This window comes from Streptomyces sp. DvalAA-14 (genome assembly GCF_900091855.1).
Lineage (GTDB): Bacteria > Actinomycetota > Actinomycetes > Streptomycetales > Streptomycetaceae > Actinacidiphila.
Window position 1 is genome coordinate 1 of the sequence record NZ_FMCH01000570.1, and the last position, 12472, is coordinate 12472.

General features: G+C 71.5%; 14 protein-coding genes and 3 tRNA genes. 14 read left to right on the forward strand and 3 right to left on the reverse strand.

Annotated elements, in window-relative coordinates; all coding sequences use genetic code 11:
* Positions 1–137: 137 nt before the first annotated feature.
* The 10 genes from GA0115240_RS30800 (at position 138) to GA0115240_RS30845 (ending at position 7249) form a co-directional block, all read left to right on the forward strand.
* Positions 138–210: transfer RNA gene (locus GA0115240_RS30800), tRNA-Thr, on the forward strand.
* 47 nt (positions 211–257) lie between these two features.
* Positions 258–330 (forward strand) — tRNA-Met (locus tag GA0115240_RS30805).
* Between the two features lie 84 nt (positions 331–414).
* On the forward strand, positions 415–579 hold the full coding sequence (gene rpmG / locus GA0115240_RS30810; RefSeq protein WP_004571794.1) for a 50S ribosomal protein L33: 165 nt from the start codon (positions 415–417) through the stop codon (positions 577–579).
* A 225-nt stretch (positions 580–804) separates the two neighbouring features.
* Positions 805–1332 (forward strand): MaoC family dehydratase N-terminal domain-containing protein, encoded by a 528-nt coding sequence (locus tag GA0115240_RS30815; protein ID WP_093741807.1) that lies wholly within the window; start codon positions 805–807, stop codon positions 1330–1332.
* The gene (locus GA0115240_RS30820; protein WP_093741809.1) at positions 1332–1760 is read left to right on the forward strand and encodes a MaoC family dehydratase; all 429 of its coding nucleotides are present in this window, start codon (positions 1332–1334) and stop codon (positions 1758–1760) included. The genes GA0115240_RS30815 and GA0115240_RS30820 overlap by 1 nt, the downstream gene beginning before the upstream one ends.
* Positions 1761–1864: 104 nt before the next feature.
* Complete coding sequence (locus GA0115240_RS30825; RefSeq protein ID WP_093741811.1) at positions 1865–2584, forward strand: hemerythrin domain-containing protein; 720 nt, start codon at positions 1865–1867, stop codon at positions 2582–2584.
* A gap of 142 nt (positions 2585–2726) precedes the next feature.
* Complete coding sequence (locus tag GA0115240_RS30830; RefSeq protein ID WP_093741813.1) at positions 2727–3632, forward strand: LLM class flavin-dependent oxidoreductase; 906 nt, start codon at positions 2727–2729, stop codon at positions 3630–3632.
* Positions 3633–3965: 333 nt separating this feature from the next.
* The gene (locus GA0115240_RS30835) at positions 3966–4520 is read left to right on the forward strand and encodes a TetR/AcrR family transcriptional regulator (RefSeq protein ID WP_176725221.1); all 555 of its coding nucleotides are present in this window, start codon (positions 3966–3968) and stop codon (positions 4518–4520) included.
* Positions 4521–4631: 111 nt separating this feature from the next.
* Positions 4632–6110: a DHA2 family efflux MFS transporter permease subunit gene (locus GA0115240_RS30840; protein ID WP_093741815.1), complete on the forward strand. Its 1479-nt coding sequence runs from the start codon at positions 4632–4634 to the stop codon at positions 6108–6110.
* Between the two features lie 83 nt (positions 6111–6193).
* Positions 6194–7249 carry a UDP-N-acetylmuramate dehydrogenase gene (locus tag GA0115240_RS30845; RefSeq protein ID WP_093741817.1) on the forward strand — a complete coding sequence of 352 codons (1056 nt, stop codon included), beginning with the start codon at positions 6194–6196 and terminating at the stop codon, positions 7247–7249.
* Here the strand turns inward: GA0115240_RS30845 and GA0115240_RS30850 are convergent.
* Together GA0115240_RS30850 and GA0115240_RS30855 are read right to left on the reverse strand one after the other, a co-directional pair.
* Complete coding sequence (locus GA0115240_RS30850; protein ID WP_093741819.1) at positions 7246–8286, reverse strand: adenosine deaminase; 1041 nt, start codon at positions 8284–8286, stop codon at positions 7246–7248. The genes GA0115240_RS30845 and GA0115240_RS30850 overlap by 4 nt on opposite strands.
* A gap of 89 nt (positions 8287–8375) precedes the next feature.
* Positions 8376–9614 (reverse strand): pyridoxal phosphate-dependent aminotransferase, encoded by a 1239-nt coding sequence (locus tag GA0115240_RS30855; RefSeq protein WP_093741821.1) that lies wholly within the window; start codon positions 9612–9614, stop codon positions 8376–8378.
* 318 nt (positions 9615–9932) lie between these two features.
* Here GA0115240_RS30855 and GA0115240_RS30860 point away from each other — a divergent pair.
* From GA0115240_RS30860 to nusG, 3 genes are all read left to right on the forward strand, one after another.
* A tRNA-Trp gene (locus GA0115240_RS30860) sits at positions 9933–10005 on the forward strand.
* 101 nt (positions 10006–10106) lie between these two features.
* Entirely contained in the window at positions 10107–10388 is a 282-nt protein-coding gene (gene secE, locus GA0115240_RS30865; protein ID WP_093741845.1) for a preprotein translocase subunit SecE, read from the forward strand.
* A 75-nt stretch (positions 10389–10463) separates the two neighbouring features.
* Positions 10464–11420: a transcription termination/antitermination protein NusG gene (nusG, locus tag GA0115240_RS30870; RefSeq protein ID WP_093741823.1), complete on the forward strand. Its 957-nt coding sequence runs from the start codon at positions 10464–10466 to the stop codon at positions 11418–11420.
* A gap of 91 nt (positions 11421–11511) precedes the next feature.
* Here nusG and GA0115240_RS30875 read toward each other — a convergent pair whose 3' ends face one another.
* A complete protein-coding gene (locus tag GA0115240_RS30875; protein WP_093741825.1) occupies positions 11512–11823 on the reverse strand; it encodes a 4a-hydroxytetrahydrobiopterin dehydratase in 312 nt (103 codons plus the stop codon).
* Positions 11824–11992: 169 nt separating this feature from the next.
* Here GA0115240_RS30875 and rplK point away from each other — a divergent pair, with 169 nt between their 5' ends.
* Complete coding sequence (gene rplK / locus GA0115240_RS30880) at positions 11993–12427, forward strand: 50S ribosomal protein L11 (RefSeq protein WP_093741827.1); 435 nt, start codon at positions 11993–11995, stop codon at positions 12425–12427.
* Positions 12428–12472: the final 45 nt, after the last annotated feature.

Sequence of the window (12472 nt, forward strand, 5' to 3'; positions counted from 1 at the left end):
ACCGCCGGCCGCAGCCGCCCCGGCGGGCGGCGCCGAGGCCCCGCGGAGGGGCGGCCGAGCCCCTCGGCAGGCCCCCTTCTGCCGGGGGGATACGGATTTCACGTATGGCAGCGGAGCGTGTAATGTCTTCCTCGCTCGCCCCAATAGCTCAGTCGGTAGAGCGTCTCCATGGTAAGGAGAAGGTCTACGGTTCGATTCCGTATTGGGGCTCTGATGGATCGGTTCCCCGTCGGCTACGGCGGGGGCCTGTTCATCGCAGCGGCGTAGCTCAGTCGGTAGAGCAAGCGGCTCATAATCGCTGTGTCACCGGTTCAAGTCCGGTCGCCGCTACTCTCCGTAGCCGATTGTGGGATCGGTCCCTCAGTCGGCTACTATCCATGTGTTCATCACACCCGTTCGTCAAGGAGCACTCACGTGGCCGCCACCGACGTCCGCCCGAAGATCACGCTGGCCTGCGTGGAGTGCAAGGAGCGGAACTACATCACCAAGAAGAACCGGCGTAACGACCCGGACCGTCTTGAGATGAAGAAGCACTGCCCGCGTTGCAACGCGCACACCGCGCACCGCGAGACACGCTGACGTTCCCCATCTCCATGCACCCGCACGCCACAGCTGCACCGTGGCCGTGCGGGCAGGGCCCCAGGCCGTAATCCGACACACCGCGAGGCCGTTCCCGTGTTCACCGCCGGGGCGGCCTCTCGGCATGTCCGGCCGGGCCCGGCTGGCAGCGGCCCGGCGTGGAACCGTTAGGATCCGAGCCGCCGTTCCGGCGTTTCCGCAGTCGTTTCCGCACCGGAGGTGCCGATGGCCCTGGACCAGTCGTTCGTGGGGCGGAGTTATCCGCCCACCGCCCCCTATGAGGTGGGACGGGAAAAGATCCGCGAATTCGCCGCGGCGATCGGCGACCCGCATCCCGCGTATACGGATCCGGACGCGGCCAAGGCGCTCGGCCACCTCGATGTGATCGCGCCGCCGACTTTCGCCTTCACGATCACCTACAAGGCGGCCGGTCTGGTGATCTCCGATCCGGAGCTCGGCCTGGACTACAGCCGGGTGGTGCACGGCGACCAGAAGTTCGCGTACACGCGTCCGGTGCGGGCCGGTGACCGGCTGACGGTGACCTCGACGATCGAGGCGATCAAGTCGATGGCCGGCAACGACATCCTGGACATCCGCGGCGAGGTGCGCGACGAGTCCGGCGCGCATGTGGTCACCGCCTGGACGAAGCTGGTCTCCCGGGCGGCGACGCCGGAACCGGCGCCCGACGCACCGGTCGACGCGCGGGCCGACGCACCGGCCGACGCACCGGCCGCGGCGAAGGAGGGGGCGTGATGGCGGCGACGATCGCTTACGGGGATGTCGAGGTCGGCACCGAGTTGCCGTCGCGGACCTTCCCGGTGAGCCGGGCCACGCTTGTCCAGTACGCGGGCGCGTCCGGTGACTTCAACCCGATTCACTGGAACGAGAAATTCGCCCGCGAGGTGGGCCTGCCCGATGTGATCGCCCACGGCATGTTCACCATGGCCGCCGCGATCCGGGTCGTGACCGACTGGGTCGGCGACCCGGGTGCGGTGGTGGAGTACGGCGTCCGTTTCACCAAGCCGGTTGTCGTACCGAACGATGATCATGGCGCTGTTGTCGAAGTGACCGCCAAGGTCGCCGCGCTGCTGGACGATCACCAGGTCCGGGTCGACCTCACCGCGACCAGCGCGGGCCAGAAGGTGCTGGGCATGTCCCGCGCGGTGGTCCGGCTCGGCTGACGGCCGCGCCACGTGTCTCGTTGATCGATGCCCTATGTCCGGGTTTGTCGGCATACTCTTGAGGTGCCGAGCCTGAGCGGACAGAGCAGAGAGTAAACGTGACGATGGCTGAAGCGATGTTCGACGGCCGCGAGATCCTGATGCGGCACGACATGTTCCGCCGAGAGTTCGCCCTCATGCCGGGGCTGGTCCGCGGTGCCGCCGCCGGGGACCGGGAACGGGCTGAGCTCATCGGCGGTCATATCGGCGTCGTCAACGTCAAGCTGCACCGTCACCACGCCGGCCAGGACACGTTCGTCTGGCCCCTGCTCCTCGATCGCTGCGCCGACGACGTGATCCCCGTGGTCCAGCTGATGGAAGGCCAGCACGACGAGGTCACGCGGCTCGGCGACAAGATGGCCGCCGCGCTGGACGTCTGGCGCGACCAGCCCACCGCGGATTCCGCCGCCGCGCTGGCCAGGGCCCTCGAACGGCTGATCCCCGCGGTGGAGGAACACCTGCACGCCGAGGGGACCCGGCTCGTCCCGCTGATGGAGCAGCACATTCCCGCCGACGAGTGGGACGAGATCGCCGGCCGGGGCGCGGACGAGGCCGACCCGGCCACTTTGCCGCTCGGCTTCGGGATGCTGATGTACGAGGGCGACCCGGAGGTGGTCGAGGCGGCACTCGCCCATGTGCCGCCCGAGATGCGGGCGATGCTCCGGGAGCAGGGGCCGCGGGCGTACGCGGCGCACGCCGAGCTGATCCACGGGACGGCCACGCCGCCGCGCAGCACCGAGGTGGCCGATGGGACGGCTACCGCGCTGCGCGGCACCGAGTCCTGACGGTGATCCGCCCCCGCGGCCCCGCGCCCCCGCCTGCTCGCCCCTCCTCAGCCCCGCTGTCCGCCCCGCCCGCCCCGTGCCGACCGGCCACCCGCGCGTACCGGCATCCGCCCCCGCCGCCCCGCCCACTCCAGGAGCACCTATGCCCGACTACGGTCACGACCTCCTCTTCGGCACGCTGCTGGAGCCGCCGGCCGACCGCCCGCAGGGTGCCGTCGAACTGGCCGACCTGACCGAGGGGTCGGGCCTGGACCTGGTCAGCCTGAGCGATCACCCGTACTGGCCGGAACGGCTGGACACCATGACGCTGCTGTCCACCATCGCGGCCCGCACCTCGCGGGTCCGGGTGATGCCGAACCTCGCCAACCTGCCGCTGCGCCCGCCGACGGTGCTGGCCCGCACCGCGGCCACCTTGGACATCCTCACCGGCGGGCGCTTCGAACTGGGGCTGGCGACCGGCGCGCAGCAGATGTGGGACGCGATCCTCGCCGAGGGCGGGCCCGCCCGGGGGCCCGGGGAATCGGTCGATGCGCTGGAGGAGGCCGTGCAGATCATCCGCCGGCTGTGGACGCCGGGGGACGACGTGCGGTTCGCCGGCCGCCACTACCGCCTCGACGGGGTCCGGCCGGGGCCGTTCCCGGTCCACGACATCAACATCTGGGTCGGGGCGTACCAGCCGCGGATGCTGCGGCTGGTGGGGCGGATCGCGGACGGCTGGGTGCCGAGCTCCCCGTTCCTGCCGCCGGAGCGGCTCGGGGCGGCCAACCAGATCATCGACGTGGCCGCCACCGAGGCCGGCCGCCTGCCGGAGGCGGTGCGGCGTGTCTACAACGTCGCGGGTGATTTCGCCGCCACCAGCAGCGGCTTCCTGCAGGGCCCGGCCCCCATCTGGGCCGAACAGCTCACGGAGCTCGCCCTCACCCAGGGCGTCAGCGTCTTCATCCTCTACCGCGCCGACTCCCCGAACACCATCCGCCGCTTCGGCGAGGAGGTGGCCCCGGCGGTCCGCCGGATGGTCGCGGCGGCGCGCTCCGGGTCCTCGGCGTAGCCCCCTCCGGGGCGGTCGCGTCCCTCCCGGGCCGGCGGCTCGCGCCCCGGCGGCATCCTGCCGGGGCGCGAGGCGCCCCCTTGAGCACCGCCCGCCGGGCCGGGGGGACCGGACGCCCCCCGTAACCGCCCACCATCGTCGCCGGCTGCGGCCATGCCGCGGCCCGTCACGCGGTTCCGCCCCCTGACTTCGTCCGGGGGTGCACTCGGCGCACCTGAAAAGCGGGCGCCTTGCGCCGTCACGGCACCCCGTCATCCGGCACCGCCCGCCGGGGTTACCGCGGGACGGCCCCACCGGTTGACTAGGAAGTGATTGACCACTAACTTAGTCCGCATGGGCAGGATGAGCGCCGAGGACCGGCGCACCAGCGTCATCCGTGCGGCGATGAGCGAATTCGCGCACGGCGGCTATCACGGCACCTCCACCGAGGCGATCGCCCGCCGCGTCGGCGTCTCGCAGCCGTATCTGTTCCGGCTGTTCCCGAACAAGCAGGCGATCTTCCTGGCCGCCGCCGAGCACTGCATGGACACGACCCGCGAGGCCCTGGTGGCGGGCGCCAAGGACGTCCCGCAGGAGGGGAAGCTCCCAGGGATGGCGCAGGCCTACCAGAAGCTCATACACGACGACCCCGAGCGGCTGCTCATGCAGATGCAGACGTATGTCGCGGTGGCCGCCGCCGAGGCGCTCGGCGACAGCGAGTTCGGCTCGGCGGTGCGGGAGCGGTGGCAGGAGATGTGGGACGCGGTGCACCTGGAGTTGGGCGCGGACATCGACGAGACGACGGGGTTCATGGCCTACGGGATGCTGATCAACACCCTGGTGTCGCTCGGCTTTCCGGCCGGCCACCGCAACTGGGAGGGCTTCTACGTGGCAGCTCGCCCCGAGTGATGCGGAACGAACCCGGTCGGGGCGCCCGGCGGCGCCCTACCCCCGCACCAGCGGCTTTTTTTGGGCACAAAAGTTAGTCATCAATAACTAACCGAGACAGGAAACGGAACCATGGACCCGATCGACCAGCAGGCCGCGGCACGACCCGGCAGCGCCGCCTGGGCGCTCGTCATCACCAGCGTGGCCGGCTTCATGGCGGCGCTGGACAACCTCGTCGTCACCACCGCCCTGCCGTCCATCCGCCAGGACCTCGGCGGGGCGCTGTCCGACCTGGAGTGGACGGTGAGCGCCTACACGCTCACCTTCGCCGTGCTGCTGATGTTCGGCGCCGCGCTCGGCGACCGCTTCGGGCGCCGCCGGCTCTTCCTCGGCGGGCTGGCCCTCTTCACCGCCGCGTCGGCCGCCGCCGCCCTGGCCCCCGGGATCGACGCGCTGATCGCGGCGCGAGCCGTCCAGGGCATCGGCGCGGCCGTGATGATGCCGCTCACCCTCACCCTGCTCACCGCGGCGGTCCCCGCCGAGCGGCGCGGGATGGCCTACGGGATCTGGGGCGCGGTCAACGGCCTGGCCATCGCCAGCGGCCCGCTGATCGGCGGGGGACTGACCGAACACATCTCCTGGCACTGGATTTTCTGGCTCAACGTGCCGATCGGCGTCCTGCTCCTGCCACTGGCCCGGCTGCGGCTGCGCGAGTCCTACGCCCCCGGCGCCCGGCTGGACGCGCGCGGCACCGCACTGATCAGCCTCGGCCTGTTCGGCATCGTGTACGCCCTGGTCAGCGAGACCGGCCACGGCTGGACCAGCGCGCGGGTGCTGGCCGGCCTGATCGGCGGGTCGGTGCTGGTGGCGGCGTTCGTCCGGCACGGCATGGTCGCGGACAAGCCGATGCTGCCGATGCGGATGTTCAAGAACCGCGGGTTCGCCGCGATCAACGCGGCGACGCTGCTGATGTTCATCGGCATGTTCGGGTCGATCTTCCTGCTCAGCCAGTTCCTGCAGAACGTGGTCGGCTACGGGCCCACCGAGGCGGGCCTGCGGATGCTGCCGTGGACGGGCATGCCGATGCTGGTGGCCCCGGTCGCCGGGTACCTGTCCGACCGCGTCGGCGGCCGGCCGGTGGTCACGGCCGGGCTGGCGCTCCAGGCGGTCGGGCTGGCGTGGTTCGCGCTGGTCATCTCGCCGGACGTCTCGTACGCCGCGCAGCTGCCGGCGCTGATCGTGAGCGGGACGGGCATGGCGCTGTTCGTGGCGCCGGCCACGAACATGCTGATGTCGACGGTGCACGGGCCCGAGCAGGGCATTGCCTCCGGCACGAACAACGCGCTGCGGGAGGTGGGCGGAGCGCTGGGCATCGCCGCGCTCGGGTCGATCTTCGCGGCGCGCGGCGGGTACGGGTCGGCCGCGCTCTTCACCGACGGGCTGCGGCCGGCCCTCTGGGTCGGGGCGGCGATCCTGGCGGCGGCGGTGGGGGCGGCACTGCTCTTCCCGAAGGGCGTGCGGGGCGCGGGGCCGGTGGCCGGTGTGGTGGCGACGGGCGCCGGGACGGGTTCCGGGACCGAGCGGAAGGTCTCGGTGGGCGCCGAGCGCTGACCGGGACCTCTCGCCGCGGGACGCGTGTCCCGGCGTCCCCGTCGGGGCCGGTCCCGCGGCGAGCGGAAACGTAGGCTGACCCCGTGGATGTAACGGAGAACGCCCCCCTCGCGCCCCTGACCACCTTCCGGCTCGGCGGCCCCGCGCGGCGTCTGGTGACCGCGCGGACGGATGAGGACGTGGTGGCCGCCGTCCGGGCGGCGGGCGGGCAGGGCGAGCCGGTGCTGGTGGTCGGCGGTGGGAGCAATCTCGTGGTGGGCGACCGGGGGTTCGCGGGGACCGCGGTGCGGGTGGCGAGCCGCGGGATCGCGGTGGACGGCGCCCGGGTGGAGGTGGCCGCGGGCGAGAGCTGGGCCGCGGTGGTGGCGGCCGCCGTCGGGGCCGGGTTGGCCGGGGTGGAGTGCCTGGCCGGGATCCCGGGGTCGGCCGGCGCGACGCCGATCCAGAACGTGGGGGCGTACGGGCAGGAAGTGGCGAGCACCATCACCGAGGTGGTGGCGTACGACCGCGAGGCCGACGAGATCGTCACGCTGGCGAACGCCGACTGCGGATTCTCCTACCGCAGCAGCCGGTTCAAGGAAGCCGCCGGGCGCTTCGTGGTGCTGCGGGTGCGGTTCGAACTGGAGAACGCCGGCGGGCTGTCCGGGCCGGTGAAGTACGGCGAGACCGCGCGGGCGCTGGGAGTGGAGCCCGGCGACCGGGTGCCGCTGGACAAGGCGCGGGAGACGGTGCTGGCGCTGCGGCGCAGCAAGGGCATGGTGCTGGACGCGGCGGATCACGACACCTGGTCGGCCGGGTCCTTCTTCACCAATCCGGTGCTGACGGGGGCCGAGTACGAAGCCTTCCTGGGCCGGGCGCGCGCCCGGCTGGGAGCCGGGGCGGAGCCGCCCGCGTATCCGGCGGGGGAGGACCGGACGAAGACGTCGGCGGCCTGGCTGATCGACAAGGCCGGCTTCGGCAAGGGCTACGGCAGCGGGCCGGCCCGGATCTCCACCAAGCACACCCTGGCGCTCACCAACCGGGGCCGGGCCACCACGGAGGACCTGCTGGCCCTGGCGCGCGAGGTCCGCGACGGTGTCTTCGCGGCCTTCGGGGTGACCTTGGTCAACGAACCGGTGATGGTGGGCGTCGAACTCTAGGACGCCCAGGCGTCGATGCCGCTGAGCATGTTCGCGCGGAGCTCCTCGGGGGCCCGGGAGGCGCGGACGGACTGGCGGGCCAGGTCGGCGAGCTCCACGTCGGTGAAGGCGTGCACGCCGCGGGCGATCTCGTACTGGGCGGCCAGCCGGGAGCCGAAGAGCAGCGGGTCGTCGGCGCCCAGGGCCATCGGGACGCCGGCCTCGTAGAGGGTTCGCAGCGGGACGTCCTCGGGTTTGTCGTAGACGCCGAGGGCGACGTTGGAGGCCGGGCAGACCTCGCAGGTGACGCCGGAGTCGGCCAGCCGGCGCAGCAGGCGGGGGTCCTCGGCGGCGCGCACCCCGTGGCCGACGCGCTCGGCGTGCAGGTCGTCCAGGCAGTCGCGGACACTGGCCGGGCCGGCCAGTTCGCCGCCGTGCGGGGCGGCGAGCAGGCCGCCCTCGCGGGCGATGGCGAAGGCGCGGTCGAAGTCCCGTGCCAGGCCCCGGCGTTCGTCGTTCGACAGCCCGAAGCCCACCACGCCGCGGTCGGCGTACCGGACCGCGAGCCGGGCCAGCGTGCGGGCGTCCAGCGGGTGCTTCATGCGGTTGGCGGCCACCACCACCGCCATGCCCACCCCGGTGTCCCGGGAGGCGCTGTGCACGGCGTCCAGGATGATCTCCAGCGTCGGGATCAGGCCGCCGAGCCGGGGCGCGTAGGAGGTCGGGTCGACCTGGATCTCCAGCCAGCCGGAGCCGTCCGCCGCGTCCTCCTCGGCGGCCTCCCGGACCAGCCGCTGGATGTCCTCGGGGGTGCGCAGGCAGGACCGGGCGATGTCGTAGAGCCGCTGGAAGCGGAACCAGCCGCGCTCGTCGGTGGCCCGCAGCTGCGGGGGCTCGCCGGAGGTGAGCGCTTCGGGCAGGTGCACGCCGTGCTTGTCGGCCAGCTCCAGCAGGGTGCTCGGACGCATCGAGCCGGTGAAGTGCAGATGCAGATGCGCCTTGGGCAGCCGGCGGATGTCGCGCGCCGGGCCGCCGGCCTGGGGTACTTCTCGTGCCATCCCAAGATCCTGCTATACGCCGGCCCCCGATCGGTACCACTTTCTCCGAACGGGGGCTTGCCCGAATACGCGAGCGGGCGGGGGAGTGCTCAGTCGGTGGCCTCGCCGAGCAGCTTCTGGAGCCGGGAGACGCCTTCCACCAGGTCGTCGTCACCGAGCGCATAGCTCAGCCGCAGATACCCGGGTGTGCCGAACGCCTCACCGGGCACCACCGCGACCTCGGCCTCGTCCAGGATCAGCGCGGCCAGCTCGACCGAGTCGGCCGGGCGCTTGCCGCGGATCTCCTTGCCGAGCAGCTCCTTCACCGACGGATAGACGTAGAAGGCGCCCTCGGGGACCGGGCAGACCACGCCGTCGATCTCGTTGAGCATCCGCACGATGGTCTGCCGGCGGCGGTCGAAGGCGGCGCGCATCTCGGCGACTGCCACCAGATCACCGGAGACGGCGGCCAGCGCGGCGACCTGCGCCACGTTGGAGACGTTAGACGTGGCGTGCGACTGGAGGTTGGTGGCCGCCTTCACCACGTCCTTCGGGCCGACGATCCACCCCACCCGCCAGCCGGTCATCGCGTACGTCTTGGCGACGCCGTTGACCACGACGCACTTGTCCCGGAGCTCCGGGACGACGGCCGGCAGCGAGGTGAAGGTCGCGTCGCCGTACACCAGGTGCTCGTAGATCTCGTCGGTGAGTACCCACAGCCCGTGCTCGACCGCCCAGCGGCCGATCGCCTCGGAGTCGGCCTCGCTGTAGACCGCGCCGGTCGGGTTGGACGGCGAGACGAACAGCACGACCTTGGTGCGCTCGGTGCGGGCCGCCTCCAACTGCTCGACGGAGACCCGGTAGCCGGTGGTCTCGTCGGCCACCACCTCGACCGGGACGCCGCCGGCCAGCCGGATCGACTCGGGGTAGGTCGTCCAGTACGGGGCCGGGACGATCACCTCGTCGCCCGGGTCGAGGATCGCGGCGAAGGCCTGGTAGATCGCCTGCTTGCCGCCGTTGGTCACCAGCACCTGGGAGGCGTCCACCTCGTAGCCGGAGTCGCGGAGCGTCTTGGCGGCGATGGCGGCCTTCAGCTCGGGCAGGCCGCCGGCCGGGGTGTAGCGGTGGTACTTCGGGTTGCGGCAGGCCTCGACAGCGGCCTCGACGATGTAGTCGGGCGTCGGGAAGTCGGGCTCGCCGGCGCCGAAGCCGATCACCGGGCGCCCGGCGGCCTTCAGGGCCTTCGCCTTGGCGTCCACGGCCAGGGTCGCGGACTCGGAGATCGACCCGACGCGGGCCGACACCCGCCGCTCGGTGGCAGACGGTACGGAGGGGGTAGCAGCGCTCATGACTGCATGCTCCCAGACCTGCGGGGGCACCGGCACCGGAGTTCGCCGGGGATTTCCGGCTGATTGCCGGCCCGTTGCGCCGCCGTGCGGGTGGCGCGGCACCGGGGCCCGGGCCGGGTCCGGCTCCGGTGCGGGTCGGGTGCGGTCCGGGGTGCGGTCCGGGGTGCGGTCCGGGCGCGCGCCGGGTTCGCCCCGGATCGGGATCCGGATCCGAACTGGGCCGGTGCAAGGCGTTCGACGGACAGCGTCTTAACACGTACACTCATCCGTCGTGGCCCCCCCAGCAGCACGGCTGAGGTACGTTGGGGGAGTCAGCATAGGGTCGTAGCTCAATTGGTAGAGCACTGGTCTCCAAAACCAGCGGTTGCGGGTTCAAGTCCCTCCGGCCCTGCTCCACACGTCCGTCAGGGCGTGGGCTGTAAGCACTCGCCGTACCGCGCGACGGGCGCGGCATGGCACACGACCGGAGTCAGGTGATGACGAGTGACCGAGATCACGGACTCCATCGGTGTTCCTGAGCCTGGCACTCAGGACGACCAGGAGACCGACAAGAAGCCCCGCCGCGGTGGTAAGCGCGGAAAGAAGGGGCCTCTCGGACGTCTTGCTCTCTTCTACCGCCAGATCGTCGCGGAGCTGCGCAAGGTCGTCTGGCCGAACCGCAATGACCTGACGACGTACACCACTGTGGTGATTGTCTTCGTCGTGGTCATCATCGCGTTCGTGAGCGTGGTTGACTGGGGTTTCTCGAAGCTCGTCTCGCACGTCTTCGGCTGATCCCGCGGCGGGTGGGCGCTTCTGTGCGCACCCGCCTTTGTCCCACCCTCTGAATAGTCAGGAAGAGCAGCCACCGTGTCCGACCCGAACGTGTACGACGCCGCCGCCGAAGACGAATCTGCCGAGGGCGACGACACCGCGCTCGACATCGTCGAAGGCGCCGACGCCGACATCGACCAGGCAGAGGCTGCCGACCTGGCCGCGGGGGAGTCCGCCGAGGACGAGGCCGTCCGGTCGGAGGACGCCGAGGACGCGACCGCTGCCGAGGAATCCGCGGAGTCCGAGGAGGAAGCGGCGGTCGCCGCTGTCGAGTCCGAGGAGGCCGCGGAAGCGGCTGCTGAGGGCGACGCCCCGGAAGAGTCGGAAGAAGACGCTGACGCCGCCGAGGACGCCGTGGCGGATGCCGCCGCGCCCGAGCCGGTCGACACGGTGGCCGCGTTCCGCGAGGAACTGCGCACCCTGCCCGGCGAGTGGTACGTGATCCACACCTACGCCGGCTACGAGAACCGCGTGAAGTCCAACCTGGAGCAGCGCGCCGTCTCGCTCAACGTCGAGGAGTACGTCTACCAGGCCGAGGTGCCCCAGGAAGAGGTCGTCCAGATCAAGAACGGCGACCGCAAGACGATCCGGCAGAACAAACTGCCCGGCTACGTCCTGGTGCGCATGGATCTGACGAACGAGTCCTGGGGCGTGGTCCGCAACACTCCCGGCGTCACCGGCTTCGTGGGCAACGCCTACGACCCGTACCCGCTGACGCTGGACGAGATCGTCAAGATGCTGGCCCCCGAGGTGGAAGCCGCGGCCGAGGCCGCCGCCATCGCCGACGGCACCGCTCAGCCCCGCAAGGTCGAGGTCCAGGTGCTGGACTTCGAGGTCGGCGACTCGGTCACCGTCACCGACGGCCCCTTCGCCACCCTGCAGGCGACGATCAACGAGATCAACCCGGACTCCAAGAAGGTCAAGGGCCTGGTGGAGATCTTCGGCCGGGAAACCCCGGTCGAGCTCAGCTTCGACCAGATCCAGAAGAACTGACCGTTCGCGGTCCCTCCACCGCTTCAGCAGGCCCCCGCCGGCGTTTCGAGCCTTTCGCCGGTGGGGGCCTTCGCTGTGCCGCCGGCCCGTCTCAGCCGGCCGGGCGGGCCCGGTAGTCGGCGGCCAGGCCGCTGATCCGCGCGGCCAGCGCGGTGTCCTTCGCGGTGATCGCGCCGCCGGCGTCGTGGGTGTTCAGCGCGAAGGTGACGGTGCCGTAGAGGACCCGGATCTCGGCATGGTGGTCGGCCTCGTCCTCGGCGGCGGCGACGGCCGCGTACAGGCCGGGCAGCACGGCCCGGTCGGCCGTGAACGACGCGCTGAGGGCGCCGCCCGTCACGGTCCAGCCGGGCAGGCCGCTCAGCGCCTGGTCCAACTCGGCCTCGGTGAGCGGGGTGGTGGCCATGGGTTCTCCTCTCGGCGGGCCGGTGTCAGCCCGCTCCGAGACTACGGTCGAGCGGCGCCGGGGCCGGGGAGCGGCGGCCCGTTTCGCAGTCCGGCGCCAATACCCGCTAAAGTGGTGCGGTATGCCTGCTCGCAGGCACGAACACTCTCAACAGGACCCGGAGAGAGCAATGCCTCCCAAGAAGAAGAAGGTCACGGGGCTGATCAAGCTCCAGATCAACGCCGGCGCGGCCAACCCGGCACCGCCGGTCGGCCCCGCGCTGGGCCAGCACGGCGTGAACATCATGGAATTCTGCAAGGCGTACAACGCGGCCACCGAGTCGCAGCGCGGCATGGTGATCCCGGTGGAGATCACGGTCTACGACGACCGCAGCTTCACCTTCATCACCAAGACGCCGCCGGCCGCCAAGCTGATCCTGAAGGCCGCGGGCGTGGACAAGGGCTCCGGCGAGCCGCACGTCAAGAAGGTCGCGAAGCTGACCCGCGCCCAGGTGCGGGACATCGCCACCACCAAGCTCCCCGACCTGAACGCGAACGACCTGGACGCCGCGGAGAAGATCATCGCGGGTACGGCCCGTTCGATGGGCATCACCGTCGAGGGCTGACGCCCGGACGGCGGGGGACCTGGGCCGGCGGCCCACTCCCGTAGC